This is a genomic window from Streptomyces sp. NBC_01478 (assembly GCF_036227225.1).
Taxonomy (GTDB): domain Bacteria; phylum Actinomycetota; class Actinomycetes; order Streptomycetales; family Streptomycetaceae; genus Streptomyces.
The window spans coordinates 6,707,642-6,734,241 of sequence record NZ_CP109444.1; the positions used below are offsets into that span (position 1 = coordinate 6,707,642).

Consider the following 26,600-nt stretch of genomic DNA (forward strand, 5'->3'; position numbering starts at 1 on the left):
CCCAAATAAGCTTCAGTGTCCGGCACTTATGTGGATTTGACGCGTCCGCATCACTGTCCTTACCTTCTGCGCCTGGCCTGATCCGTTCTGGACGGTCTGGACGTCGATCCCTGGGGGACACCATGAGCTATTTCATCGAGGCACTGAAGAAGTACGCGGTATTCAGCGGGCGCGCGCGTCGCAAGGAGTACTGGATGTACGCGCTGTTCGCCGGGATCATCTACGTCGTGCTGGCCATTCTGGCCGTCGCGACCAAGCAGGCGGCCCTCTTCGCGCTCCTGGGCATCTTCTACGTCGGGATCCTGCTGCCGAGCCTGGCGGTCACCGTTCGCCGTCTGCACGACACGGGCCGCTCGGGCGGCTGGTTCTTCATCTCCTTCGTCCCGCTCGTCGGCGCCATCATCCTGCTGGTCTTCGTCTGCACGGACAGCGCGCCCGGCGCCAACCAGTACGGCCCGAACCCGAAGGAAGCCGCCGGGATCCCGGCGCAGGTCTGATCGCATCCGCCACGAGGGCCCGTCAGGGCGTGGACCCCGTCGACATCGACGTGGGGCTCACGCCCGACGGGCCCTCGTCGCGTACGCCCGTGCCGTCCTTGCATCCCGAGAGCAGCAGCGTGGCGAGCACCGCCGCCGTCGTGGCCAGGACGCGGACGCGGGCGCGGGTGATGCGGGCGGGCATGGGTTCCTCCTGCGGAAGCGATGCGATGCGATGCGCGGCATCGGGTCATCGGGTGAGGCATCGGGTGCGGGTTGCAGCTTGGGCGGTCGGGCGGGGCGGGGTCTACGGCTGTCGCCGGATTCGGGACGCCGGGACCGTCCCGCCCACGCTGACCTGCGGGGATGTCTCTCCTTCCGGGCCCGTCGCGGGACGTCCCCCGGACTTGGGCACCATCAAGTCCCCGTGAGAGTTAGGTTGTTGACCACTGCACTTGATGAACGCTGCCCTGGTTGTCCGTTGACGACCAACTCTCCTGGGAGACGCCCATGCCCGGTGACGCCCTCAGCCAAGACCCCGCCGAGCTGAGAAGGAGGATCGACACCACCAAGGCCCACCCGGCCCGTGTCTACGACGTCTTCCTCGGCGGCAAGGACAACTACCCCGTCGACCGCGAGGCCGCCGCCGCCGCGCTCGCCGCCAACCCGCGCGGCTATCTCGACGTACGGCACAACCGGGACTTCATGCGCCGCGCGGTGACCCGCCTCTCGCAGGAGCACGGCGTCCGCCAGTTCCTCGACATCGGCACCGGGCTGCCCACCGCGGAGAACGTGCACCAGATCGCCCAGGGCATCGAGCCCGAGTCGCGGATCGTCTACGTCGACAACGACCCGGTGGTCCTCGCGCACGCGCGCGCCCTGCTCACCAGCAGCCCCGAGGGCCGTACCGACTACATCGACGCGGACCTGCGCCGACCGGCCGACATCCTCGAACAGGCCTCCAAGACGCTCGACTTCAACGAGCCGATCGCGCTGCTCCTGGTCGCGATCCTGCACTTCGTGGAGGACGAGGAGGCGTATCCGCTGGTGCGTGAGCTGGTGGACGTGCTGCCCGCCGGCAGCCACCTCGTGCTCAGCCACCTCACCGACGAGATCCACCCGATCCCGACCCGCGCGGTCCAACGGACGTACACGGAGCGGGGGTTCACCTTCGTGTTCCGTTCCAAGGACGAGGTCGAGCGGTTCTTCACCGAGACCCCGGGCATCACCCTGGACGAGCCCGGCGTGCTCCCCGCGCACCAGTGGCATCCCGGCCCGGCGCCCGCGCCGCCGGTGGTGGAGCAGGCGTACTTCGAGAGTCTCGACGACATCGAGAAGATCACCTACCGGGACATCAACGACGTGACGGACGACGACATCAACGTGTACGGGGCGACGGGCAAGAAGGCCTGACACCCCCGCCTGCGACGGGTGCTCGTCCGGATCGCGAAAACCTGCTTGTAGGCGGCACGTACCTTCCTAGGCTGGCGGCATGACCGTCACCGAGCCCGTCCCCGTTCCCGTCCATGCCTCTGTGCCGCCGCTCGCCGCGCGCGCCCGTGCGATCGGGGGTTCGCCGGTGCGGGACATCCTCTCCGTCACCGCCCGCCCCGAGGTGATCAACTTCGCGGGCGGGCTCCCGGCCCCCGAACTCTTCGACGCCACCGGCATCGCGGCCGCGTACCAGGCGGTCCTCACCGAGACGCCCGCGCGGGCGCTCCAGTACGCGACGACCGAGGGCGAGCCGGTGCTGCGTACCGCGCTCGCCGAGCGGACCTCGGCGCGCGGGCTGCCCACCGAGCCCGACGACCTCCTCGTCACCACCGGTTCGCAGCAGGCGCTCTCGCTGCTCGCGACCGCGCTGCTGGAACCGGGAGACGTCGTCCTCGTCGAAAGCCCCTGTTATCTGGCGGCACTTCAGGTCTTCGCGTTCGCCGGCGCGCGGGTCGTCGCCGTGCCGGGGGACGAGGCCGGGGTCGATCCCGAGGCGCTGGAGGAACTCGTCGTGCGGGAGCGGCCCAAGCTGCTCTACACCGTGCCGACCTTCCAGAACCCCACCGGCCGCACCCTGCCCGCCGACCGCCGGGCCGCCGTCGCCGCGATCGCCTCGCGGCGCGGGCTGTGGATCGTGGAGGACGATCCCTACGGCGAACTCCGCTTCGAGGGCGAGCGGTTGCCGTGGATCGCCGCGCAGGAGGGCGCCGCGGACCGTACGGTCCTGCTCGGCTCCTTCTCGAAGGTGATGGCCCCCGGCCTGCGACTCGGGTGGCTGCGGGCGCCCACGGACCTGCTGCGGGCCTGTGTCGTCGCCAAACAGGCCGCCGATCTGCACACCCCGACCGTCAACCAGTTGGCCGCCGCACGGTACTTGGCGGACAACGACCTCGACGCGCATGTGGCACGGGTGGCCGCCGTCTACCGGGAACGGCGCGATGCCATGCTCGCGGGTCTTGCCAACGCCCTCCCCGAGGAGTCGAGTTGGGAGCGTCCCGAGGGCGGCATGTTCCTGTGGGCGCGGCTCCCGGAGTCGTACGACACGACGGAACTGCTGGCGCGGGTGGTGGGGCGGGGTGTGGCCTATGTGCCGGGTGCGCCCTTCTACGCCGGGGAGCCCGACCGCTCGACGATGCGGCTGTGCTTCGTGACGCAGACGCCGGGGGAGATCAGGGAGGGGCTCAGGAGGCTGGGGGAGGGGTTGAGGAGGGGCTGAGGGGCTGAGGGGTGGACTGGGGGCGAATACCCGAATCCCCTTGGCAACGGGTCGAGTTGCCCTCTGGAATACTTGATCACGCAAGAATAGAGTCGATCGTCACAGCGCTGTCGATGTCACCACCCCTGGAAGGAAGTGCCATGGCACCGGTGCTCGTCGGACGTGAAGGTCTGCTGGCGGGAGAGCGCATCCCGATGGTCGACACCCGCGTCACCTTCGGACGCAACGCGGGGAACACGGTCATCATCGCCAGCCCGAGCGTCTCGCGTTTCCACGCGGAGATCGTCTTCGACCAGGACCAGGGTTACGTCCTGAGCGACTGCGGCAGCAGCAACGGCACACAGGTCAACGGGGAGGAGGTGGAGTCCCGGCTGCTCCAGCCCGGTGACCGGATCACCATCGGGGACCAGGAGTTCCGCTTCGAGGTCGCGGACGCCATGCAGACCCTCATGGCGCTCAACCTGCCCCGTTCCGTGACCCACCCGGAGGAGGCCGACGAGGGTTCCCTGCTGCGGGTCACCGTCGTCGGCGGCGGCCCGGTCGGGCTGTCCATGGCCCTGCTCCTGGAGCACTTCCTCGGCGCCCAGGTCAAGATCACCGTCTACGAGGGCCGGTGGCGCAGGCAGGGCCGTACCGTCGTCTGGAAGAGCGCGGACGAGGGCAACGTACGGCGCCAGCAGGTGGTGACCGTGCAGAGCCGGCAGTACCTCGCCTGGCCGCAGTACGTGCAGGAGCGGCTCTTCGACCCCGAGCACTACACCGAGATGTGGCCCTCGGGCCCGGACTCGATCGGCGACCACCACCCGCGCAACATGCGGATCGCCTACATCGAGGACAAGCTGCTGGAGCTGGCGAACGAGAAGCGGGACCGCATACGGCTGATCCCCGCCAAGTTCGACCCGGCGGAACAGCGCGACGAACTCGCCTCGCAGCATGTGCTCGCCATCTGCGACGGCGGCCGGTCGCGCACGCGGGAGCACTTCGCCGCCCGGTTCGGCAAGGCCGACGAGTCGATCTACTCCCTCGACGGCGTCCACCTGCGGGACGTCGTCCTCGGTCTGCGCGTCAAGTCGGAACTGCCGGACCCCATGGCGATCCTGCTGACGGTCGCTCAGAACCGCTTCCTGCTCAACTCCTTGCGCGGCGAGGGCTTCCTCAACATGCGGCTGACCGACGCCGAGTTGACGGAGGTCATCGGCATCGACCCGGTCCGCCGGGTCTTCGAGGAGTGCATCGCCTCCCGCCCGTGCCTGATGAACCGCGACGAGCACGGCGACTTCCAGTGCGCGACCCACGGCACGCTGTTCCTGCCCGCGCTGATCAAGGGTTCCCCTTTGTGGAAGCGGGTGCACGAGGGGCTGCGGCTCTTCGACGTCCAGTCCCAGGACCTGTCCGCGGTCACCAGCTTCCGCCTCGACATGGTGCAACGCCCACGCTTCTCCGCCGAGTTGCTGCCGCCGACCGTCAACTCGCCCGGCACCTACGGCTTCCTGCTCGGCGACGCGGCGAACTCCATCCACTTCTGGCCGGGCCGGGGCCTCAACAGCGGCCTGGCGTCGGCCATTTCACTGGCCCGCTCGCTCAACAGCGCCTGGAACGGCCGCCCGTTCCGCGACGCCGACTTCCTACGGCACGAAGCCGCCATGTCGATGCTCCAGTACCGGCACAAGAGCCGCGCCTGGAAGGCGATGGTCACCACCGACGACCAGGGCGTCACCTGGGCGATCAAGGACATCATCGACCACGGCATCGACGGCATCGCGGAGGAACCCGACCGCGAGGCGGACACCGCGACGCTGCTGGCACGCATGGCGGCGATCCGCGACAGGCTCGCGCCCCGGCTGGCGGGCATGCCGGACGACGAGGCGATCCTGGAACGCCTCCAGACCCTGGAGTCCAGGACCCTGCGCATGCTCGTCCTCAGCGGCGCGTGGGACACCCTGACGATGGGCGGCGAGGAGGTCGACATCGACATCTTCTACGGCCAGGACTCGTCGGCGGCGGCAGCGGCGGTGGAGGCGTTGGAGTCGGTGACGCAGCAGTGAGCGGTGCGGTGCGGCAGTGAGCCGTGCCGTGCGTTGCCTAGGCTGGGCGCATGTCCGACAGTGATGCGTTCGACCTCGGCGACTACCTCGCGCACATCGGTTGGGAGGGGGAGCGGCGCCCCGACACCCAGACGCTGCGGGGCGTCCACCTCGCGCACATGCGGGGCATCCCGTTCGAGAACCTGGACGCTCTGCGGCGGACGGCCCCCTCCCTCGAACTGCCGGACCTGGCAGCCAAGTTGCTGCACAGCCCGCGCGGCGGCTACTGCTACGAGCAGAACACGCTGCTGGCCGCCGCGCTGCGGGCACTGGGCTTCGGGGTGACCCTGCTGACGGCGCGGGTGGTCGTGGGCACGGACCGGATCGAGAGCCGCCCGCGCACCCACATGGCGCTCCTCGTGGAGGTACCGGGCGATCCGCAGCCGTATCTGGCCGACGTCGGGTTCGGGGCGATCGGGGCGCTGCTGGAGCCGGTTCCGCTGCGGGTCGGCGCCGAGTTCGAGGACGCCGGGCGCCGGCACCGGCTGGTCCGGGTGCCGCACCGGGGACCGTTGGACCTCCTGGTCCTCCAGGCGTACGTCGGCGGGTCCTGGCAGCCGCAGTACGCCTTCACGCTGGAACCCTTCGAGCACGTCGACTTCGACGTCATCAACTGGCATATCGCCACGAACCCGCGCTCCCCCTTCACCCAGCGGCTCTTCGTCCAGCGCGTCACCACCGACCGTCATCTCCTGCTGCACGGACGCCTGTTGACCGAGACGCGGGCCGACGGCGCGGTGAGCGAGCGGGAGTTGGCGGACGAGGGGGAGGTGCGGCGGGTGCTGGACGAGGAGTTCGGGATCGAGGCGCCGGAGGGGATGAAGCTGCTCGGCTGAGCTCAGGTCAGTCCCACCAGAAGGACCACTCCTGCTGGTTGAGCACCTTGTGCTGGGCGTACACACGCAGCGTGTTGTAGTCGCCCCCGGTGATGTTGTCGGGGCAGAAGGCGAAGTGCTCGGCGGCCACTGCCTCGGCTTCCTCCTGTGTCGTGGGCGGGGCCGCCACCGACAGCGTCAAGTGGTCCCAGGCGAGGGCCACGACCCGGATGCCGAAGCGGTCCTCCCAGGTGCGCAGGACGGCACAGAGCCGGGCCACGTCCCCCTCGTAGTTGATCGCGCCGGTCCATCCGATCGCCGCCGGTATGTCCGCGCTGCGGCGGGCCGGTACCAGCGCGAGACGCGGCTCCTTGAACCAAGAGTCGCTGCCCGTAAGGGAGTCGGCGATCTCGGCGGCGTGGGCGTCGGGGTCGACGGGCTGCGCCTGCTGCGTGGCGGGCGCGAGCCCCGGCCACTCGGCACCGTACGGCGCGATCGTCTCGTCGAACGTCGCCTGCTCGCCGAAGGTCTCCAGGACGATCCGGGCGGCGGCCTCCTTGCCGGGGTAGTCCTCGGCCGGGGCGGCTTCGTCCGCCGCGTACTCCTCCCAGAACGCCTCCAGCACCTCTTCGGCGTCGTGATCCCCGGGATACGACACCTCGTCGGGCAGCAACTGCCATCCCTCGGGCCCGCCCAGTTCGCTGTCCCCCTCCACCAGCACGGGGAGCAGCCCGGCGGCCCGGCGAGCGGGCTGGAGCGCGTCGTAGTCACCGGGCCTCGCCGGTCCGTCCGCGCACCACAACAGCGGTTCGTCCGACGGGCCTTCGTCCGTCACGTCGATCAGTCTCCCGGGAGGGAGCACAAGCCCGAGCGAACTGCCGCTCGGGTCGGCCGCCAGCTTCGGCAGCGGGTTGGGAAGAGTCGCCATGAGAGTGACTTTAGAGGCGCCCACTGACAGTCGCCCCGCCGCGCCGTGACTACCGGGTGGCGGTGAACGCGGCCCAGGCGGCGGGGGCGAGTTGGAGCGTGGGGCCGCTGGCTTCGGGGTTTTTGGAGTCGCGGATGTGGATGGTGTGGGGGCAGGTGGCTACCTCGACGCATTGGCCGCCCTCGTCGCTGCTGTAGCTGGACTTGCGCCAGGTGTAGGCGACTTCGAGGCAGGCGCCGCCTTCGCTGCCGCTGTAGCTCGACTTGAACCACTGAAGCGCGGTGCTCATTGGTCTCCTAGGAGGCTGCCGAGTACGTCGTGAATGCGGTCCAGGCGGTGGGTGAGACCGTGAAGGTGGGGCCGCTGCCGTCCGGGTTTTTGGAGTCGCGGATGTGGATGGTGTGGGGGCAGGTGGCTACCTCGACGCATTGGCCGCCCTCGTCGCCGCTGTAGCTGGACTTGCGCCAGGTGTAAGCGACTTCGAGGCAGGCGCCGCCTTCGCTGTTGCTGTAGCTCGACTTGAACCACTGAAGTCCGGTGCTCATTGATCTCCTAGCAGACGGTCCAGCAGGCTTCGTGAGTCCTCGATGGTGAGTGCCTGCGTCCGCAGCATTGCATATTTACGCGTCAGGATGGACACCTCATCCGGGTCGGAGACCCACTGGCTGCCACGTGTGGACTCTGCGTAGGCGAGGTGCTGGTGATCGGGCGTCTCCAGGAGGATGAAGGGGCCCGCGTCTCCTGCGTGAGAGGTCCGATTCAGCGGGAGGATCTGAAAGGACAGACCCGGGAGTTGGGAGTACTCGCGTAGAGCGTGCAGTTGGGTGCGGTGCGTCTCGTGGCCTCCGTTGGGCCACAGCAGCGCGGGCTCCCAGACGACGAAGCTCATCGTCGGCGGAGTCTTGCGCTGCAAGATCTCCTGGCGGCTGATACGGCCCGCAACCTTCGTCTCCAACTCGTCCTCGTCGTACGCCGGAAGGCGACTGCTCAGCAGCGCACGGGCGTATGCCTCGGTCTGGAGCAACCCCGGGACGACCGCGTTGTCGTACCAGGACAGAGAGATGGCCTCGCGCTCCTGGCGCATGTACTCCTCGGCGTAGAGCGGGAATTGGTCGATCTCCGGCAGGTTTTCGACTCCCGCCTCGAACGTCCCCTTCGTGTCGAGGATCTTGTCCAGCGTCCTCGCGAGCGAGGGCATCAGCCGGCGCCTGCCCTGCTCTACCGACGCGATCGTCTCCTCGTCGACCATGGCCCGCTCGGCGAGCTGGCGTTGTGTCAACCCGGCGGCCATGCGGGCTGCTTTCACCTGTGAGCCCAGCAGCCGCATCGCCGAGCGGTTCTTCTTGGAGTTCATTCTGTGGTGCTCCCCACATCCACCCGTTTCGGACCCCGCGCGAACCCGTACTCCACCCGTACAAAAACGGATCCAGGGCTCACGCCCTGTCAACGGTAGTGACGTTGCGCAACTCTTGTCCCGTGAACCTGAGTGAGAAGTTCTTCCGGCGCGAACGCCGGTCCGTTCCCGCTGCCAGGGATTTCGCTCACGCGTTTCTGGCCGCGTGGGGGCTCGCCGGGACCGAGCGCGGCGCCGATGTACTGCTGTGCGTCAGCGAGTTGGCGACCAACGCACTGGTGCACGGGGTGCCGCCGGGGCGTCAGTTCCGGCTGGTGCTGCGGTGCGACGGGCGGGTGTTGCACGCCGAGGTGCATGACAGCGGGGGTGGGGTTCCGCGCGTCGGCGACCATCCCGACGGTACGGATGAGGGTGGGCGTGGGCTGCTGCTCGTGTCGGCGCTCTCGGACAAGTGGGGGGTGCGGGAACGGGACTTCGGGAAGGTGGTGTGGGCGGAGTTCGCGTGTGAGGGGGGTGGGGTCTCAGGTCTCGCTCTCGGGGCGGGTCATGAACCTCGGGATGAGCAGGTCTCGGTAGGGCCCGAAGATCTGATCCGGGGAGAGCTCTTGGTCGGCGAGCACACTGGCGATCCGGTCGAGTTCCGTCGCTGACTCTCTGCAAATGATCAGAGGCATTACTTCCGCGGCCAGTTCCCGAGCGGCACGGTCGAGGGGCGGCGGCCACTTCCGGTGAAGGGCCGCTACCACGTCGGCCAGATCCTGCCAGTCGCCTTTGTACATGACCGGGAGCATCTCGAAGAGATACACGCGAGGCGGCTTGACCCACAAGTGCAGGAGCAACTCGGTCTGGGCGATGGGAGGTTGGGGCAGCGCATCGAAGAGGAGCCAGTCCAGGCGGGTATCGTTCTGCTCGTCCTCGTCCCTCAGCTCGTCGAGCAGGGCGAGGGTCTCCTTGGTTGGCCACTCGCGGACGACGGTCTGGATTACATGGCTGTTGCGCACGCTCAGGCGGCGGCCCTGGTCGAGTTGCTCCCGCAGGTAGTCCGTGACATCCGCTCGCGGTCGCTGGACGAATGCGGTGATCCCCGATCGGACCAACCTCGGCAGTTCGTCACAGGCGCCGACCAGTTCCACGGTCAGGGAGAGCACATCGCCCGGGGTGCGCCGCAGCACCGCTGCCAGCAGCATCTGCGCACCCTGCTCGGCCCGTCGCATGGAGCCCGACCTCGCGGTCAGCGCCAGAACCAGCGGCGCGAGCTTTTCCGGCGGCAAGGAGAGCGCCAGCGCGGCCCGCAGCCGTACAGAACCCTCCGACCATCGATGCGCCAGGAGTCGGTCCGCCAGCAGCATGACATCACGTGGCCACCAGTTCCATGCGATCGCCTCGAAGGACGGATCCGCAGGGTCCCGCGTGGCCAGCAGTGCGACCGCGGCCTCCTCGGCCTTGGTGAAGGCGCTCGTCGGCACCTCGGCCAACATGTCCCACCACAACGGGTTGTCCGTGGCGTCCGCGCTGGTCGGGCCATTGTCCGCGTTGTCCACGGTGGACAGCGGGAGCGTCTCCGCACCGTCGTCCAGAGCGGTCACGGCACCGCGCAGACGGTCCGCGATCGTCCGGCTGACCGCCTCGGCCCGGTCGAGGGCCGTGTCCACGTCGTCGCCGTAGGCATTCTGCGCGGTGACCTCCTCCGCGCCCGGCCCCGGAAGCTGCGCGGCCCCCCGCTCGCGACGGATCTCCCTGGTTCGGGTCATGGCCTCCGCGAGGAGCGCGATGGCCAGTTGGCGGTCGCGTTCCGTGAGGGCCAACTGGGAGCTGGTGCGGTCGTGGCGTTCGATCGTGCGGGTCAGTTCCGAGTCGATGCTCCGGAGACGCGACAGGTCGGGTGGGATGGCCGCCATGGTCAACTCCCGCTCACGGGTGAGGTGTTCCACCTCGTCGACGAGTACGCGCACCCACACGGACAGCCCGGACACGAGGCCGGTTGCGTCACGCAGGGCCAGTTCGGACTCGTATCGGACCCGGTGGAGGGACTCCAACTGGTCGTTCTTGACCCGGAGTTCCTCATACAGCTCGATCGTTCTCGCCTGGGCGGCCACCGCCACATTTCTGATGACCGGGTCCTTCTCCTTCCTCACGTCGAGGACTGGCGTACGCCGGTCCCCCGCCCTGGCCAGCAGGTCCAGGCCCTCTTTGAGCAGGCGTTGGCGGCTCGGCCGTAGTTCCGGCGCGGTCGTGCAGGCCTCGACGACCGCCGTGACGAACCCGGCGTCGAGCTTGGCCCCCGCCAGCCGCTCACCGATCGCGGCCCTGCCCAGACCGGTCACGTCCGTCTCGGCCAGCGCCCGCACTGTCATGCCCGCGACCTCCATGCGCTTGCGTAGGAACGTGACGAGAGCCTTGTACTCCTCCGTGTCCGCCCGCACAGGTGCGAACTTCCGGCCCGCCCGACGGGGCGACTGCTGCTCGGTCATCTGTCCCCCGGTTCCGATGCCCATATGTCCATGGACAAAGGGCATTGTCCGGCAACGCAGGGCCCGTGGTCAGGCACTTCCGCATCGCGGTTGAGGACAAATCGCCGTCCTGCGCACGCTGTTCGCAGCCCACCCACGGAGAAACGAGAACCGACCATGCCCGCGCCCAAACGCACACACCCCCGCACCCTCGACCTGCTCGCCTTCCTCGCCGTCCTGACAACCGGCGTCGTTCTGCTGCTCATCGGCGTCCCCCCGAACTCCCTCGCGATCGTGGTCGTGGCCATGGGCGGCCTGTACGGCGCCTGGCTGGGCATCGGTCGGGGCGACTGAACAGTGCTCAACGGAACCGTGAACTCCGCAAACCGGGGCACAACCCTCCACCCGCACCGCCGGTCACTCGTGAGTGTCGGAATCCCCTGCTTCACACGGAGGTTGTGCCATGCCCGCTCCCCGTATCAGCCGCAGGACCCTGCGCGCCGCCTCGGCCCTCGGCCTGGCCGTCGGTGCCGGGCTGGCCATGACGGTCGCCCTGCCCACCAGCGCCGGAGCCGCGACCGCGTCGGCGACGGTGACGAAGACCAACGACAACCGGCTCGTGTACAAGGCGGCGCCCGGACAGGTCAACAAGGTGAGTGCCAAGGCGACTTCGACGGACGGCGGCGACAGCATCACCTACGTCATCGACGACGTGGTCCCGGTCGGCATCGCCGCCGGCGTCCCCTGCACCCACCCCAGCGCCTCGGACCTCACCAAGATCTCCTGCAAGGCCACCGGCGGGTCGAGCGGCTCCCCGTTCGCCGTCATCCTGATATCCCTCGGCGACCGCGACGACTCCATCAGCTACGACAACGCCACCGGCCAGGCTCTCAACTCGGCCCTGCTGATGCTGGGTTCGGGCAACGACAAGGCCGTGGACACCGGCAAGGTCGACGGCAACGAGATCGACGGCGAGGACGGGAACGACTCCGTCGTGGTCGGCACCGACGCCATCGTCTTCGGCGACGCGGGCAACGACACGGTCCGACTCGGCGCCCGCTCCCAGGCGTTGACCTTCTCCGGCAACGACACGGTCTACGCCGACGGCGTCGGCAACTGGGTGGACGCGGGCCCGGGCAACGACCACCTCTACGGCGGCGCGGGCAAGCAGACCCTGAACGGCGACGCGGGCAACGACACCATCCGCGGCGGCACCGGCAACGACGTCCTCCACGGCGACGCGGGCAACGACATCCTGTACGGCAACAGCGGCAACGACACGCTCTACGGTGAGGCCGGCAACGACAAGCTGTACGGCGGCCCGGGCCACGACAGGCTCTCGGGCGGGGCGGGCCGCAACGTCGTACACCAGGACTGAACGTCGTAGACCGACCGACCGACCGACCGGATCGACCGGATCGACCGGACCGGCAGTGGGCGGACACAGCGGCGAATCCTCACCGAGCAGTCACCCGGCGGGAGTTCGCCGCTTCCGTAGGCCGTAAGGGGGAAAACCGCTTCACGTCCACCTATGAATGCATATGCGTCATCCAGTATCTGATCCATGAGATCTCTGTTTGCGACCGGACGCCTCTGCCTGACGGCCGCGGTCGGTGCCGCGCTGATCGCGATGCCGACACCCGCCGCGTCGGCGTCCGTGACGACGACCACCACCACGGCGGCCGCTCCTCCGAGCGCGTGCAAGACGGTGAAGAACTACAGCAAGTACAAGCGGCGGTGGATGAAGGCGGAAGCCTGCCTGAAGGTCCAGGACGGCAAGCCCGCGATGTACTTCTGGGGCGAGTGCCAGATCCAGGACAAGTCCACCGCCTATTCGTGGCACTACGAGACCTGCGTCGTCAAGGCGATCTACACGTTGAGCAAGGACGGGAAGGAGCTGACGAACGGGTCGTTCACGTACGACTCCATCACCGACGGCGTGCACGACGCCTACAAGGCGTACGACTGCCAGGGCACCGGCACCTACACCCTGCACGCCGAGCAGAACTCCTACGGCAACAACGCCTTCGGCGAGGACGACCCTGCCTACACCGAGGTCTCCGTGTCGGCCACCGGCTGCTGAACCCGGCGTCCCAACATCCGCCGCACCCGCCGTACTTGACGATTGTCCGCGACCGCGTCCAGGAACCGCCGCCCGCCCCCGACCGCATACGCCGGGCCCTCCAGGCGGAGCAGCGCGCCGTCGCCGACGATCGCGTACGCGAGGGGGGCGGCCGTCTTCGGGAGGCCGACCGGGTGGCGGCCGTCGGGGAGCTTCAGGCGGGCGGGGAGGCGGAGTCGGGCCGTGGTGGTGCCGGGGGCGGGGAGCAGGTCGGCGGTCACTCCGAGCGTGCCCACGGTGAGCTTGAGGTGGGCGGGGGTGCCGTCCGGTGTCGCCGCCACGTACGGGAGGGGGAGCGAACTGCCCTCGATCCGCTCGGAGTTGGTCGCGGCGGCCGCGGAAATGTCCTGGCCCAGCTTGCGTTGGCGCTGGTCCACGTCCAGGGCGAGCTGGCCGCTGCCCGTCCAGTAGGGGAGGGCGAGCCGGCCGCCGGTGAGGGCCGGGGTCGTCGCCGGGGCGCCCGGTGTGCCGGTGCCCGTCACGCGTACCAGGCGGTCCACGCCCAGGAGTTGGACGAACGCCCACACGTCGTGCACGCCCCGCTCCAACGGGCGCCCGCCCGCCATGCGTTCGGGGTCGAGGGACAGCCGGCCGGTGGCGATCACCTGCGAACGGCCCTCGCCCAGCGGCCGCAGCCGCACTGCGAGGTCGCCCTCCGGGTACCACCAGTCCTCGCGGTCCCGGTCCTTCACCACCAGCTCGGCGTACGCCAGGCGGAAGGGGTCGGGGACCTCCCAGCCGTCGTCGGTGCCCGGCACGCCGGTCAGCAACTCCGGGTCCAGGTACCACTTCTCGTCCCGCTCGACGAGGACGAGGGGCTCGCCGTCGCCGCGCAGCAGGTCCAGCGTGACGTCGGCGACCAACCGGCCGTCCTCCCACCGCAGTTCGCCGACCTCGCTGCGGGCCTTCACCTCGCGGACGCGCTCCGCGAGGGCGACCGCGCCGTCGAAGTCGTCGGCTTCGAGCAGTTCGGCGCGCAGCCGGGAGACGGCGGGCAGCCCCTCCCGTACGGCCGCCGGGAACTCCTCCAGGGCCACCTTCCGGGCCGCCTCGAAACGCTGCCGCTGCTCGGCCGGGTCCTCGCGGAGGATCTCGGGCTCACGGGCGCGGGAGAGGACCTCGACGTGGTAGAGGCGGTGGAGGAGACGGTTCTGGAGGGCGTCGATGTCGTCGGACGCGGGCGTGCCGTCCTTGAACTGGCCGATGATCGTGCGGGTGTTGGACCAGAAACCGTGCCGGGGGTTGAAGCGGTGCTGGGTGTTGTTGCCGCCGTCGTCCCGCTTCATCCAGTAGTAGACGGGATAGTCGGCGAGGATCGCGATCCGCTCCGCCTTGAGATACGCGGCGCTGACGAAGGCCAGGTCCTCCAGGATCCACGGGCCCTCGGGGAAGCGCAGCCCGTGCTCCTCGACGAACGCCCGCCGGAACATCTTGTGCGGCGACATGCTCTGCATCAGCTCGTCGTTCTCGATCGTGCAGGCGTCCACCGTGTACCGGAACAGCCGCCTCGGCCGCACCATCGTGCTGGACATCTTGCCGAGGACGACATCGGCGTCGTTGCGCTTCGCGTGCTCGTACAGCTTCTCCAGGGCCTCGGTCCCGAGCTTGTCGTCATGGTCGACGAACTGCATGTACTCGCCCTTGGCGTGCCGCATGCCGACGTTGCGGGGCGCGCCCGGCCAGCCCGAGTTGGGCTGGGTGTGCACCTGGACGTTCGGGTGCCCGGCGGCGATCTTCCGCAGTCGGCTCAGGGTGTCGTCGGTCGAACCGTCGTCGACGTAGATGACCTCGTACTCGTCCGCCGGCAGGCTCTGGCCCAACAGCGACGGCGCGCACTCGTCGACGTACTTCCCGGTGTTGTAGACGGGAACGATCACGCTGACTTTGACTCTCGGCATCCCAGGACCCTACACAGTCGCCCGTACGGTCACCCGCACGGCCACCGTACGTCCATCGCGCGGCTACCTCACGCGCCCGTCGACGCATTCCTCCTTGCCGCCCGCCACCGGGCGGAAGCAGGACCGGACCACGGTCCCGGGGCCGGTCACGGCCATCACGGTGTAGATGTACGTGTTCGCCTCGTCGGACGTCCTGACCTGCGCGCGGCGTACGGTGGCCGCCCGGCCGCCCGTCCGGCCGCTCACGTCCATCTCGATCCGGTCGCCGATCCGCCCGCCCCACATCCGCGCCCAGGTCGTCCCGCACTCGCCGCTGTGCCGCAACTGCAGATAGGCCCCGGTGGCCGTCCGGTACGTGACGAGGGTGTCCGGCTGGGCGCCGCAGTGCATGGTCATCGGGCTCCTGCCCTCGCAGCTCGCCTCGTGGCAGCGCGGGCCGGTGACGGCGCCGGTCGTGGACGGGAGCGTGGACGACGCCTGCGGGGAGGGATGGTGGGGGAGCAGCAGCAGGGCGACGGCCACACCGCCCACCGCCAGGGCACACACCGACCCGAGTACGGCCAGGGCGGCCACGCCCCGGCGATGACCGGACTCCGCGACGTCCGGCACCGGGGACGCGGGAGGCGCCGGGGGCGGTGCGGGCGCGGTCACCCCCTCCGACGCGCCGCGTCCGCTCGTCTCCGCCTCCGCGATCTCCCACAGCGCGACACACCGGCCCACCGGCTCCCCGGCCAGCCGGCACAGCTCCTCCACCGCCTCCCTCGGCGGCAGGGTCTTGCCGTTCAGATACCGCTCCCACGACGACTTGCTGTACGGCGTCTTCGCCGCCAGCCCCGCCAGACTCAGCCCGGTGCGCGTCTTCAACTCCCGTAGAGAGGAGACCAGTTGGTTCATCCCCGGAGAGCTTTCCAGGTCTGCGGCCCGACCATCCCGTCCACATGCAGCCCCGCGTGCTTCTGCAGCGCCTTGACCGCGCCGAAGGTCAGCGGACCGAAGTCCCCGTCGATCCCGCCCGGCGAGAACCCCGCCCGCCGCAGCAGACACTGCGCCTCGGCCACCTCCACCCCGTCGTTGCCGTACGCCACGGTGTCCTCCCGGGTACGGCTGTTCCCCGCGTACCAGAGGCCGTCGACCCGCTTCAGACGGCAGGTGTACGACAGCTCCGGCGGCGCGCTCGAGGAACTGGCCGGGGCGGCGAGCGGGGCGATGGACGCCGTGGCGCCGGCGCTGCTGCTGTCGTGGTCGTGGTCGTTGTCGTCGTTCATGATCCGTACGGTGATGAGCACCGCCGAGGAGACGGCCAGAACCAGGGTCACCGCGCCCGCCACGAGGGCGATGAGCAGGGAGCGCCCCGGTGGGGCCGGTCTCTCGGGGCCGGCCGAGAGGAGTTCCATGTCGGGCTCGGGTTCGGGCTCGGGTTCCTGCGTCGGAGTCAGGTGTCGTGGTGACGCCCAGCCCTCCGCCGCGACCTCGTGGAGCGCGAGCAGGCGGGTCGGATCGTCGTCGCCCGCGATCCGGGCCAGGGCCTCGACGGCCTCTCGGGGCGGCAGGGTCCGGCCGCCCAGATAGCGCTCCCAGGACTTCGGGCTGTACCCCGTCTTCGCCGCGAGCTGACGGATGCTCAGCCCGCTGTGATCCTTCAGTCGGCGTAACCGGATCACCAACTGCCTTGCGCGCGGGTTGAGTTCTGCGGGCAGTTGCTTCCAACGCGACATGTGTCCCCCACTCGCGTTCAGTTCAAGGGCTGCGCGGTCAACGGCCCCTGTTCCCCCACGCATGTGCACGAGGGGCGGCGGCAAAAGGTTCCCGCCCGGGTCGGGAACCGGCCACCGCGCGCCACAGCCGTCCCGTCATACCGTCCCGGCGGACCGCGTCCCCGCAGGCCCAGGGATGCGACGTCCCGCGAGGTCGTCACCTTCGTGGCAACTGTGGCTGCCCGTACCGGTCGCCGCGCAGTCTCGTGTCGTCAGCCCGAACAACGACTCGAAAGGCACCCGAATGCGATCGAACGTTCTGGCCCGGACCCTGGTCGGCGTCACCGCCGTCGTAGGGCTCTCCATAGGAAGCCTGGCGACCGCGGGCACGAGCTTCGCGGCGTCCCAGACGGCCGCCAACTCGGCGGTGAGCGCACAGCCCGCCAGCGCCCTGGCGTCGGAGAACTTCGGCCTCAACACGGCGCGGGCCAAGAACTGGCAGTGCTGGCTGCGCGACAACGGCTACAGCCCCGGCACGATCGACGGGGACCTGGGCACCAACAGTTGGAAGGCGGCGCAGCGCTTCTTCAACGCCCAGGGCCTCAACGCCGGCACCGTCGACGGAGACCCCGGACCCAACACGATCAGGGCGCTGCAGCGCTACCTGAACTTCTTCGGCTACGGCCTCAGCGTCGACGGGCAGGCCGGGACGAACACCCGGGCCGCGTTCTGGGACTTCAACGCGTACGGCTGCTGATCCGGCCCGAAGTCATCGCACACGCACCGCGGCCCGTTCTCTTCCCGGGGAGGAGGACGGGCCGCGGCCGCGACAGCCGAAACAACGACTCGAAAGGCACCCGCATGCGATCGAACGTTCTGGCCCGGACCCTGGTGGGCGTCACCGCCGTCGTGGGGCTCTCCGTGGGAAGCCTGGCGACCGCGGGCACGAGCTTCGCGGCATCCCGGCCGGCCGCCAAGTCGGCGGTGAGCGCACCGACCATCGGTGTCCCCATCCCGTCGAACAACTTTGGCCTGACCACGGAACGGGCGAAGAACTGGCAGTGCCGGCTGCGCGACAACGGCTACGACCCCGGCCCGATCAACGGGATTCTCGGCTCCGAGAGTTGGAGGGCGGCGCAGAGCATGTTCAACGACCTGGGCCTCCGCGCCGGCCCCGTCGACGGAGACCCCGCAACCAACACGCTCGTTCCGTTGCAGCGCTACCTGAACCTCTTCGGCTACGGCATCGCTGTCGACGGGATCTTCGGAGTGCAGACCAAGTCGGCGTTCTCGGACCTCAACTCCACCGGCTGCTGATCCGGCCCGACACGGGCCGGTACGGGTCTCAGAGGCGCTCGGGCGTCCTGATGCCCAGCAGGGCCATCCCCCGCTGCAACGTCCGAGCCGTCAGGTCCACCAGGAACAGGCGGTTCTCGACGACCTCCGGCGCGTTGTCCGGGGACAGCACGTGGCACTGGTCGTAGAACGTCGTGAGCGTGGACGCCAGTTGGTACAGGTACGCCGTCAGCTTGTGCGGGGCGTACTCCTTCGCCGACTCCGCGATCACCTCGCCGAACTGGTCCAGGTGCAGGCCCAACGCCCGCTCCGCCGGGGCCAGTTCGAGCTCCGGGTGGGCCGAGGGGCGGGCCTCGCCGGCCTTGCGGAGGATCGACTGGATACGGGCGTAGGCGTACTGGAGGTACACCGACGTGTCGCCGCTCAGCGAGACCATCTGGTCCAGGTCGAACTTGTAGTCCCGCACTGCGGACGTCGACAGGTCGGCGTACTTCACCGCGCCGATGCCCACGTCCCGGCCGTTGTCGACGATCTCCCGCTCGGTCAGGCCCACCTTCTCGGCCTTGTCCCGTACGACCGCGGTCGCCCGCTGGACCGCCTCGTCGAGGAGGTCCTCCAGCTTCACCGACACACCCTCACGCGTCTTGAACGGCTTGCCGTCCTTACCGAGGATCGTGCCGAACGCCAACTGGTACGCCGTCACGTCGTCGTTGAGCCAGCCGGCCCGCTTCGCGGTCTCGAAGACCATCTTGAAGTGCAGGGACTGGCGGACGTCGACCACGTACAGGAGGTTCGTCGCCTTCAGGTTGAAGACACGGTCCCTGATCGCGGACAGGTCGGTCGCCGCGTAGCCGTAGCCGCCGTCGGACTTGCGGACGATCAGCGGGGTCGGGTTGCCGTCCGGGCCCTTGATCTCGTCGAAGAACACGCACAGCGCGCCGTTCGAGATCGTCGCGACCCCGGACTCCTCCAGGAGGCGGCACGTCTCGTCCAGCATGTCGTTGTAACCCGACTCGCCGACGATGTCCGCGTCCCGGATCTCCATGTCCAGCTTCTCGAAGACCGAGAAGAAGTAGATCTTCGACTCGTCCACGAACTTCTGCCATGCGGCACGGGTGTTGGGCTCGCCCGCCTGGAGGTCGACCACCCGGCGCCGGGCCCGCGTCTTGAACTCCTCGTCGGAGTCGAAGAGTTTGCGTGCCGCCTTGTAGAGCCGGTCGAGGTTCGACATCGCCTCCTCGCCGGTGATCTCCGCGTCGCCGTGGTCCAACTCGCCCGGGTGCTCGTCCAGATACTGGATCAGCATCCCGAACTGCGTTCCCCAGTCGCCGATGTGGTGCCGCCGGACCACCGACTCGCCGGTGAACTCCAGGAGTTGGACCAGCGCGTCGCCGATCACCGCGGAGCGCAGGTGACCTACGTGCATCTCCTTCGCCACGTTCGGCTGGGCGTAGTCGATGACCGTCGTGCCGGGGTGCTCCGCGAGGGGGACGCCGAGGCGGGCCGAGTCGTCGGCGTAGCGCTCCGCGAGGTTCCGGGTGATCGCCTGGTCGGTGATCGTGATGTTCAGGAAGCCGGGGCCGGAGACCTCGATGTCCTTGACCAGGTCACCGGTGACCACGCTCGCCACGACCTGGGTCGCCAGGTCGCGGGGGTTGGCCTTGGCCTTCTTCGCGAGGGCGAGGATGCCGTTCGCCTGGAAGTCGGCACGGTCGCTCCGTCGCAGCAGAGGGTCCGCGGCCGCCTCCGGCAGGGTTGCCGTGAGGGCGTTCGCGAGGCGCTGGTGGACTTGGTCGGTGAGCGACGTGACCGAGGTCATGGGGTGGGGGCCGTTCTCCTGGTGGGTTTGGTAGACACGGTCAGTATCCCACGGGGGGTAAAGCGAGTTTTTCGGGTGCGGGTCCGGTGGGGGCTGGTCGCGCCTACGCGGCGGAGCCGCATATCGATACTGCCCCGCGCCCCTTGAAGGCGGCTGCGCCGCCATCCAAGGCTCAGCCCCCGCGCTTCACAGTCACGGGCTTGGAAAAGGCGTTTTCGTGGATGCTGGCTCGCCTGGGACAATGAAACGGTCAGTCGTGCGACCGTACCGGCTGCCCCGTGTCAGAAAGAAGGACGTGCCGATCGTGGCTCAGAGCACCGAGACCACCGACTGGGTCTCCCGTTTCGCGGATGAGGTCATCGAGGAGTCGGAGCGTCGGGCCCCGGGCAAACCGGTCGTCGTCGCGTCCGGACTGTCCCCCTCCGGGCCCATCCACCTCGGCAACCTGCGCGAGGTCATGACCCCGCACCTCGTCGCCGACGAGATCCGCCGCCGGGGTCACGAGGTCCGGCACCTCATCTCCTGGGACGACTACGACCGCTACCGCAAGGTTCCCAACGGGGTGGAGGGGACCGACGCGAGCTGGGCCGAGCACATCGGGAAGCCGCTGACCTCCGTCCCGGCCCCGAAGGGCTCCGCGTACCCGAACTGGGCCGAGCACTTCAAGGCCGCGATGGTCGCCTCGCTCGCCGAGCTGGGCGTGGAGTTCGACGGGATCAGCCAGACCGCGCAGTACACCTCCGGGGTCTACCGCGAGCAGATCCTGCACGCCATGAAGCACCGCGGCGACATCGACGCGATCCTCGAGCAGTACCGCACCAAGAAGGCCCCGGCCAAGAAGCAGCAGCAGTCGCAGAAGCCTGTCGACGCCGCCGAGCTGGAGGCCGAGGCCGGGTCCGGCGCGGCCGAGGAGGACGACGGCAGCTCCGGCTCCGCCGGCTACTTCCCGTACAAGCCCTTCTGCGGCACCTGCGGCAAGGACCTCACCACCGTCACGGCGTACGACGACGACACCACCGAGCTGACCTACGTCTGCACCGAGGACGGCTTCACCGAGACCGTCCTGCTCAGCGAGTTCAACCGCGGCAAGCTGGTCTGGAAGGTCGACTGGCCCATGCGCTGGGCCTACGAGGGCGTCATCTTCGAGCCGAGCGGTGTCGATCACTCGTCTCCCGGGTCCTCCTTCCAGGTCGGCGGGCAGATCGTCGGGATCTTCGGTGGCGAGCGGCCCATCGGACCCATGTACGCCTTCGTCGGCATCAGCGGCATGGCCAAGATGTCCAGCAGCAAGGGCGGGGTCCCCACCCCGGCCGACGCGCTCCAGATCATGGAACCGCAGCTCCTGCGCTGGCTCTACGCCCGCCGCCGCCCCAACCAGTCCTTCAAGATCGCCTTCGACCAGGAGATCCAGCGCCTCTACGACGAGTGGGACAAGCTCGACGGGAAGGTCGCGGAGGGGGCAGCCCTTCCCGCCGACCTTGCCGCGCACTCCCGCGCCGTACGCACCGCGGCCGGTGAACTCCCGCGCACGCCCCGCCCGTTGCCGTACCGGACCCTCGCGTCCGTCGCCGACATCACCGCCGGGGCCGAGGACCAGACGCTGCGCATCCTCAGCGAACTCGACCCCACCGACCCGCTGTCCACTCTCGACGAGGTCCGCCCCCGGCTCGACAAGGCCGAGGCCTGGATCAACACGCACGTCCCCGCCGACCAGCGGACCATCGTGCGCGACGAACCCGACACCGACCTCCTCAAGTCCCTCGACGAGCCCGCCCGGCAGTCCCTGCGACTGCTCACCGACGGACTCGCCGACAACTGGTCCCTGGACGGCCTGAGCCACCTCGTCTACGGCGTCCCGAAGGTCCAGGCCGGCTTCTCCGCCGACGCGACCGCGAAGGAACTCCCGCCGGAGATCAAGACCGCCCAGCGGACCTTCTTCGCCCTCCTCTACCACCTGCTGGTGAGCCGCGACACCGGGCCGCGCCTGCCCACGCTGCTGCTCGCCGTGGGCCAGGAGCGGGTGCGGAGGCTCCTCGGAGAGTAGGACGCCGCTACGACGACGAGGGCGCCCCGTGCTCACCGGCACGGGGCGCCCTCGTCGTCGTAGGAGAACCGCGGATCCTGCTTACGCGATGTGGTCTTCCTGGAGTTCCGCCGTGTGGCGGTTGGTGAAGCGGGTCGCCATGCGGTCGGCCTCGCGCTGCGGGAGCAGGATGCCGTACGTGGCCTCCACGTCACCCCGGAACTGGCCCCCGGTCGGGTAGCTGCCGTCTATCGACTTCTTGAAGATGAGGTAGTAGTCGTCCTCGGTCGGCTCCGTGCCGCCGCCCGCACCCAGCTCACGGGTACGGCCCGGGCCCGCCGGGATCGGGAAGGTGCCGGTGTCCTCCGGAGAGGGCTCCGGCTCCGGCAGCTCCTCCTCGTACCGCTGCTGCTGTTGCGGGAACTGCTGTTGCTCCTGGAACTGCTGCTGCTCGAACCGCCGTTGCTGCGCGAACTGCTGCTGCTCCTCCTCGTACTGCTGGAACTGCTCGGCCTGCTGCTGCTCCGCGTACCACTCCTGGTACGCGGAGTCCGGGTCGTACGTCGGGTCGTAGCCGCCCTGGTACGCGACGGTCTGCGGATCCCGCGAGTGCAGCCACGGATTCTGCGGCTCGGCCTGCTGCGGCTGCCCCGCGGGCTCGTTCGCGGCCGGCCCGGGGAGCTGCTCGCGGACCGGCGCCGGGGCGTTCTGCACGGCCGGCGCCTGCTGCTCCGGCTCGCGGGCCGCCTCCAACTGCGGGGCGGGAGGCAGCAGTACGGGCTCGATGCCCGCCGCCGCCAGACCCGAGGGGGCCGTCTCCGCGAGCGGGACGCCGTAGCGGGCCAGACGCAGCGGCATCATCGACTCCACCGGAGCCTTGCGGCGCCACGCGCGGCCGAAACGGGAATGGAGCCGCGCCTGGTAGACGAGGCGGTCCTGCTCCAGCTTGATGACCTGCTCGTAGGAGCGCAGCTCCCACAGCTTCATCCGGCGCCACAGCAGGAACGTCGGGATCGGGGAGAGCAGCCAGCGGGTGAGGCGGACGCCCTCCATGTGCTTGTCGGCCGTGATGTCGGCAATGCGGCCGATCGCGTGCCGGGCCGCCTCGACGGAGACCACGAACAGGATCGGGATCACCGCGTGCATGCCGACACCGAGCGGGTCCGGCCAGGCGGCGGCGCCGTTGAACGCGATCGTCGCGACCGTCAGCAGCCACGCCGTCTGGCGCAGCAGCGGGAAGGGGATCCTGATCCAGGTCAGGAGCAGATCGAGGGCGAGCAGGACGCAGATGCCCGCGTCGATGCCGATCGGGAAGACGTACGCGAAGTTCCCGAACCCCTTCTTCAGGGCGAGTTCGCGTACGGCGGCGTACGAACCGGCGAAGCCGATACCGGCGATGACGACCGCACCGGAGACGACCACACCGATGAGTACCCGGTGCATACGTGTGAGCTGAATGGGCGCGGACACCCGGACTCCCCTCCCCTTACATGTTGTTGCGCGCAACAGGGTGGCACATGTGTGCGGCGTCCTGGGTGCCGGTCCGTCAGGAGCCCGGCCCAGGAAGGGGCCGGGCTTCCTCAACACGCTTTATTGACCTGCGAGTTGAGACCGGAACGCGTTTTTTGATGTGACGGTCAGTTCTTCTTGGTGCCCGAGGGGGAGGGAGAGGCGCTCGCGGCCTTGGACGCCGACTTGGAAGAGGAAGGGGAGGCGGAGGGGGACTTGGGGGCCGAGCTCGTGCCGGTGCCCGTGCCCGTGCCGTTGGCCGACGTCACCGCCGCCACGGCCTCCTTCACGGCCTTCTCCGCCGCCTTCGTCAGCGTGTCCGCGTTCGGCGCCTTGTCGCCCGCGAGGCCCGCGCCGTTGTAGTCGATCGTCACGACCACGTTCTCGACCCGCGCCACCACCGTCTGCTGCTTGAAGGCGCCTTCCTTCTTCTTCAGGTCGTAGCGCACCGCCGTCGCCTCGGCACCCGCACCCGCGATCGGCTCCGACTTGGCGTTCTTCGCGCCGGTGACCGACTGCGCCTCCTGCACCTGCTTCGCGAAGTACTCCTTCGCCAGTTGGTCGCCCTCGCCCTGCGTCTGCGACGAGTCGAACCGCAGCAACGACACGTTCAGCCAGCGGAACTGCGAGCCCTTGACGCCGTTGTTGTCCAGGCTCGTCCAGGAGCAACTGCCGCGCGACGCCGTGTCGCTCGACGTGCCCTCCTTGCCCGACTTGGCACCCTTCGGCACCAGCTCGGCCAACGTCTTCGCCGACACCACCGCACACGGCTCGGGCAGCTTCCGGTACGCCGCCGCCTGCACGGTCGGCGCGGCGGTGGCGTCGGCGGAGGTCGTCGCGCCGAGGCCCGAGGTGTCCTTGCCCGCGCCGTCGTCCGAACCGGAGTCGGAGGAGCAGCCGGCCGCGATCAGCATCACCGGGACCGCGGCCGCGCAGACAAGGACGCGGTGGAGACGCTTCGCTCGCCGGTGGTCGCTGAGGTCTCGCTGCGCTGGTTGATGCATGGTTCCTTCACTCATGACGCTCGTGGTTCCTGCCGTCGGATCGGGTCCGAGGGGCCACGGTACGCGGTGAGCCACCTGTGCGGTTTCCGTTCACGGGCTTTGCGCGACCCCGCGAAAGGCCTTCCCCGAGGCCCTAACCGTTGAGCGCGTCGGCCAACTGCGCGGCCAGTTTCCGCGCCCTGTCCTGCATCTTCTGGCTGTCCGGCACCACACCGACCGTCGCCGGCTGCTCCTCGTACTCGATGGTCACCACCACGTTGGACGTGCGGAACACCACAGTCACCGTGCGCTGCTGGGCCGTTGAACCCGAACTGCTCAACGCGTCGTCGAGGAACGCCTCGTCGCCGAGATCGGAGAGGGTGCGGGGTTCGAGGCCGGTGGGGGAGGCGGTGGCCGAGGCCGAGGCGGAGGCGGAAGCAGAGGTCGAGCCGGAGGCGGACGCCGACGCGGATGAGGAGGGGGTGGCGGAGGAGGAGGCGGTGGGCGTCGCGGAGTCCGACGCCGTGGCGCTCGCCGTCGGCTCCGGCAGATCCGCCGCCGTCTCCTTCGTCGCGAAGATGGTCTGCGCCTCGGCGGCGTCGCTCACCGCGTTGTCGTACGACACCACCCGCTCGAAGTCGACCAGCAGATGGTCGGTCGCGTCCGTGGACTCCACCTTCCAGCGGCAGCCCACCTTGCGGTCCGTGTCGAACGTCAGCGTCGCGTCGCCCGCGTACGCCGTCTCACGCTGGTCCGCGTCCGCGATCTGCTTGATGCCGGGGAGCAGGGAGTCCAGCGTGCCGTGGCCGACCGCGCCGCAGGGTTCCGGGAGCGTGCGGTACTTGCCCGGCTGGGCCACCGACGTCGCCGTGCCGGCCTCGCCCGGGTTCGCGTCGTCCGTCGTACCGCTGTCGGCCGAGCCGCTCGTGCAGCTTGCCAGGAGCGCCACGAGGAGCGCGGCGGTGCCGGGTACGTAGGCCTTCCGCTGCACGGTCGGGCTCCTCTCGACGACGATCAAGGGCTCTGGGCGATGATCAAGGGTCCTGCCAGTGTCCCCGCTGGTTAATCGCTTGCCGCACCGGGGGACCCCCTGGAGACAATGTCTATCGCACGCACAGCCGTGAACGCCGGTCCGGTGTCCCTTTCATTGACCTTGGCGCCGGTTTTGCGATTTTAGACTTCTGCTGTTTTTCGGGGGAATGAGGACGAAATGTCGTATGTAGAGATATCGGGCACGAAGGTCCCGATCCGCATGTGGGCCGACCCGGCGTCGGTCGAGGAGGGCGCACTCCAGCAGCTCCGCAACGTCGCCACCCTCCCCTGGATCAAGGGCCTGGCCGTCATGCCGGACGTGCACTACGGCAAGGGTGCGACGGTCGGGTCGGTCATCGCGATGCAGGGTGCGGTGTGCCCGGCGGCGGTGGGGGTCGACATCGGCTGCGGAATGTCCGCGGTCAAGACCTCCCTCACGGCCAACGACCTCCCCGGCGACCTGTCCCGCCTGCGCTCGAAGATCGAGCAGGCGATTCCGGTGGGGCGGGGGATGCATGACAGTCCGGTCGAGCCGGGGCGGTTGCACGGTCTGGCCACCGGCGGGTGGGACGGGTTCTGGGGGCGGTTCGAGGGGGTTGCGGACGCGGTGAAGTTCCGGGAGGAGCGGGCTGCGAAGCAGATGGGGACCCTCGGCGGGGGCAACCACTACCTCGAGCTCCTGTTCGATTCTGAGGGGGTGGTGTGGCTCACGCTGCATTCCGGTTCCCGCAACATCGGCAAGGAACTGGCCGAGCACCACATCGGTGTGGCCCAGAAGCTTGCTCACAACCAGGGCCTGGTCGACCGTGATCTTGCCGTCTTCATCGCGGACACCCCGCAGATGGCGGCGTACCGCAACGACCTTTTCTGGGCGCAGGAATACGCGAAGTACAACCGCACGATCATGATGGCGCTCCTGAAGGACGTGGTCCGCAAGGAGTTCAAGAAGGCGAAGCCGACTTTCGAGCCGGAGATCAGTTGCCACCACAACTACGTCGCCGAGGAGCGCTACGAGGGCATGGACCTGCTCGTGACCCGCAAGGGAGCGATCCGGGCCGGCTCCGGCGAGTACGGGATCATCCCGGGCTCGATGGGCACCAGTTCGTACATCGTGAAGGGCCTCGGCAACGAGAAGGCCTTCAACTCGGCCTCGCACGGGGCGGGTCGGCGTATGAGCCGCAACGCGGCGAAGCGGCACTTCACGGTGCGGGACCTGGAGGACCAGACGCGGGGAGTGGAGTGCCGCAAGGACTCCGGCGTGCTGGACGAGATCCCGGGTGCGTACAAGAACATCGACCAGGTGATGGCGCAGCAGCGGGATCTCGTCGAGGTCGTGGCGAAGCTGAAGCAGTTCATCTGCGTGAAGGGCTGATGTGCGAGGCCCCGGCCACCCGGGGCCTCGCACAT

The 26,600-nt window shown here is 69.2% G+C and carries 25 protein-coding genes and 1 pseudogene; 13 read left to right on the plus strand and 13 right to left on the minus strand.

Annotated features, from left to right (window positions below):
* The first annotated feature begins 122 nt into the window (after positions 1–122).
* Positions 123–497, plus strand: a complete 375-nt coding sequence (locus OG223_RS30360; protein ID WP_329255411.1) for a DUF805 domain-containing protein — start codon at positions 123–125, stop codon at positions 495–497.
* 22 nt (positions 498–519) lie between these two features.
* Here OG223_RS30360 and OG223_RS30365 read toward each other — a convergent pair whose 3' ends face one another.
* Positions 520–681, minus strand: coding sequence for a hypothetical protein (locus tag OG223_RS30365; protein WP_329255414.1), 162 nt, complete (start codon positions 679–681; stop codon positions 520–522).
* A gap of 305 nt (positions 682–986) precedes the next feature.
* Between OG223_RS30365 and OG223_RS30370 the strand changes: the two genes are divergently transcribed.
* The 4 genes from OG223_RS30370 to OG223_RS30385 all read left to right on the plus strand — a co-directional run bounded on the left by OG223_RS30370 (position 987) and on the right by OG223_RS30385 (position 6,106).
* Entirely contained in the window at positions 987–1,889 is a 903-nt protein-coding gene (locus OG223_RS30370) for an SAM-dependent methyltransferase (RefSeq protein ID WP_329265557.1), read from the plus strand.
* A gap of 79 nt (positions 1,890–1,968) precedes the next feature.
* On the plus strand, positions 1,969–3,186 hold the full coding sequence (locus OG223_RS30375) for an aminotransferase-like domain-containing protein (protein ID WP_329255417.1): 1,218 nt from the start codon (positions 1,969–1,971) through the stop codon (positions 3,184–3,186).
* 140 nt (positions 3,187–3,326) lie between these two features.
* A complete protein-coding gene (locus OG223_RS30380) occupies positions 3,327–5,231 on the plus strand; it encodes an FHA domain-containing protein (protein WP_329255420.1) in 1,905 nt (634 codons plus the stop codon).
* Positions 5,232–5,281: 50 nt separating this feature from the next.
* A complete protein-coding gene (locus tag OG223_RS30385; protein ID WP_329255423.1) occupies positions 5,282–6,106 on the plus strand; it encodes an arylamine N-acetyltransferase family protein in 825 nt (274 codons plus the stop codon).
* A 7-nt stretch (positions 6,107–6,113) separates the two neighbouring features.
* Here OG223_RS30385 and OG223_RS30390 read toward each other — a convergent pair whose 3' ends face one another.
* Genes OG223_RS30390 through OG223_RS30405 form a run of 4 tightly spaced genes read right to left on the minus strand, consistent with a single transcriptional unit; the run spans position 6,114 to position 8,367 of the window.
* Positions 6,114–7,013, minus strand: a complete 900-nt coding sequence (locus OG223_RS30390) for a DUF4253 domain-containing protein (RefSeq protein ID WP_329255426.1) — start codon at positions 7,011–7,013, stop codon at positions 6,114–6,116.
* Positions 7,014–7,062: 49 nt separating this feature from the next.
* Positions 7,063–7,302 carry a DUF397 domain-containing protein gene (locus OG223_RS30395; RefSeq protein WP_329255429.1) on the minus strand — a complete coding sequence of 80 codons (240 nt, stop codon included), beginning with the start codon at positions 7,300–7,302 and terminating at the stop codon, positions 7,063–7,065.
* Positions 7,303–7,309: 7 nt separating this feature from the next.
* Positions 7,310–7,558, minus strand: coding sequence for a DUF397 domain-containing protein (locus OG223_RS30400; RefSeq protein ID WP_329255431.1), 249 nt, complete (start codon positions 7,556–7,558; stop codon positions 7,310–7,312).
* On the minus strand, positions 7,555–8,367 hold the full coding sequence (locus OG223_RS30405) for a helix-turn-helix domain-containing protein (RefSeq protein ID WP_329255433.1): 813 nt from the start codon (positions 8,365–8,367) through the stop codon (positions 7,555–7,557). The genes OG223_RS30400 and OG223_RS30405 overlap by 4 nt, the downstream gene beginning before the upstream one ends.
* Positions 8,368–8,489: 122 nt before the next feature.
* On the opposite strand from OG223_RS30405, the pseudogene OG223_RS30410 reads away from it, so the two are divergent.
* Positions 8,490–8,870 (plus strand): annotated as a pseudogene (locus OG223_RS30410) (ATP-binding protein); the annotation flags it as partial.
* 18 nt (positions 8,871–8,888) lie between these two features.
* Here OG223_RS30410 and OG223_RS30415 read toward each other — a convergent pair.
* Positions 8,889–10,838, minus strand: a complete 1,950-nt coding sequence (locus OG223_RS30415; RefSeq protein WP_329255435.1) for a hypothetical protein — start codon at positions 10,836–10,838, stop codon at positions 8,889–8,891.
* Positions 10,839–10,994: 156 nt separating this feature from the next.
* Here OG223_RS30415 and OG223_RS30420 point away from each other — a divergent pair, with 156 nt between their 5' ends.
* The 3 genes from OG223_RS30420 to OG223_RS30430 all read left to right on the plus strand — a co-directional run bounded on the left by OG223_RS30420 (position 10,995) and on the right by OG223_RS30430 (position 12,900).
* Positions 10,995–11,171, plus strand: coding sequence for a hypothetical protein (locus OG223_RS30420; RefSeq protein ID WP_329255438.1), 177 nt, complete (start codon positions 10,995–10,997; stop codon positions 11,169–11,171).
* 109 nt (positions 11,172–11,280) lie between these two features.
* Positions 11,281–12,195 carry a calcium-binding protein gene (locus OG223_RS30425; protein WP_329255442.1) on the plus strand — a complete coding sequence of 305 codons (915 nt, stop codon included), beginning with the start codon at positions 11,281–11,283 and terminating at the stop codon, positions 12,193–12,195.
* Positions 12,196–12,381: 186 nt separating this feature from the next.
* Positions 12,382–12,900 carry a hypothetical protein gene (locus OG223_RS30430; RefSeq protein WP_329255446.1) on the plus strand — a complete coding sequence of 173 codons (519 nt, stop codon included), beginning with the start codon at positions 12,382–12,384 and terminating at the stop codon, positions 12,898–12,900.
* Here the strand turns inward: OG223_RS30430 and OG223_RS30435 are convergent.
* The 3 genes from OG223_RS30435 to OG223_RS30445 form a co-directional block, all read right to left on the minus strand.
* Positions 12,864–14,837, minus strand: coding sequence for a glycosyltransferase family 2 protein (locus tag OG223_RS30435; protein WP_329255448.1), 1,974 nt, complete (start codon positions 14,835–14,837; stop codon positions 12,864–12,866). The two genes, OG223_RS30430 and OG223_RS30435, sit on opposite strands and share 37 nt — an antisense overlap.
* Before the next feature lie 63 nt (positions 14,838–14,900).
* Complete coding sequence (locus OG223_RS30440; protein WP_329255451.1) at positions 14,901–15,731, minus strand: helix-turn-helix domain-containing protein; 831 nt, start codon at positions 15,729–15,731, stop codon at positions 14,901–14,903.
* The gene (locus OG223_RS30445) at positions 15,728–16,552 is read right to left on the minus strand and encodes a peptidoglycan-binding protein (protein WP_329255455.1); all 825 of its coding nucleotides are present in this window, start codon (positions 16,550–16,552) and stop codon (positions 15,728–15,730) included. The genes OG223_RS30440 and OG223_RS30445 overlap by 4 nt, the downstream gene beginning before the upstream one ends.
* 283 nt (positions 16,553–16,835) lie before the next feature.
* Here OG223_RS30445 and OG223_RS30450 point away from each other — a divergent pair, with 283 nt between their 5' ends.
* Both OG223_RS30450 and OG223_RS30455 read left to right on the plus strand, forming a co-directional pair.
* Positions 16,836–17,288: a peptidoglycan-binding domain-containing protein gene (locus OG223_RS30450; protein ID WP_329255459.1), complete on the plus strand. Its 453-nt coding sequence runs from the start codon at positions 16,836–16,838 to the stop codon at positions 17,286–17,288.
* A gap of 104 nt (positions 17,289–17,392) precedes the next feature.
* The gene (locus OG223_RS30455) at positions 17,393–17,848 is read left to right on the plus strand and encodes a peptidoglycan-binding domain-containing protein (RefSeq protein ID WP_329255461.1); all 456 of its coding nucleotides are present in this window, start codon (positions 17,393–17,395) and stop codon (positions 17,846–17,848) included.
* Positions 17,849–17,876: 28 nt separating this feature from the next.
* Here OG223_RS30455 and argS read toward each other — a convergent pair whose 3' ends face one another.
* Positions 17,877–19,646 carry an arginine--tRNA ligase gene (argS, locus tag OG223_RS30460; protein ID WP_329255464.1) on the minus strand — a complete coding sequence of 590 codons (1,770 nt, stop codon included), beginning with the start codon at positions 19,644–19,646 and terminating at the stop codon, positions 17,877–17,879.
* 295 nt (positions 19,647–19,941) lie between these two features.
* On the opposite strand from argS, the gene lysS reads away from it, so the two are divergent.
* Positions 19,942–21,690, plus strand: coding sequence for a lysine--tRNA ligase (lysS, locus tag OG223_RS30465; protein ID WP_329255467.1), 1,749 nt, complete (start codon positions 19,942–19,944; stop codon positions 21,688–21,690).
* Between the two features lie 81 nt (positions 21,691–21,771).
* On the opposite strand, the gene OG223_RS30470 is transcribed toward lysS, so the two are convergent.
* The 3 genes from OG223_RS30470 to OG223_RS30480 all read right to left on the minus strand — a co-directional run bounded on the left by OG223_RS30470 (position 21,772) and on the right by OG223_RS30480 (position 25,152).
* Positions 21,772–23,112 carry a DUF2637 domain-containing protein gene (locus tag OG223_RS30470; RefSeq protein ID WP_329265559.1) on the minus strand — a complete coding sequence of 447 codons (1,341 nt, stop codon included), beginning with the start codon at positions 23,110–23,112 and terminating at the stop codon, positions 21,772–21,774.
* A gap of 194 nt (positions 23,113–23,306) precedes the next feature.
* On the minus strand, positions 23,307–24,182 hold the full coding sequence (locus OG223_RS30475; protein ID WP_443073761.1) for a DUF3558 domain-containing protein: 876 nt from the start codon (positions 24,180–24,182) through the stop codon (positions 23,307–23,309).
* A gap of 133 nt (positions 24,183–24,315) precedes the next feature.
* On the minus strand, positions 24,316–25,152 hold the full coding sequence (locus OG223_RS30480; RefSeq protein ID WP_329255473.1) for a DUF3558 domain-containing protein: 837 nt from the start codon (positions 25,150–25,152) through the stop codon (positions 24,316–24,318).
* Positions 25,153–25,371: 219 nt separating this feature from the next.
* Here OG223_RS30480 and OG223_RS30485 point away from each other — a divergent pair, with 219 nt between their 5' ends.
* Positions 25,372–26,565 (plus strand): RtcB family protein, encoded by a 1,194-nt coding sequence (locus OG223_RS30485; protein ID WP_329255476.1) that lies wholly within the window; start codon positions 25,372–25,374, stop codon positions 26,563–26,565.
* Positions 26,566–26,600 lie beyond the last annotated feature (35 nt).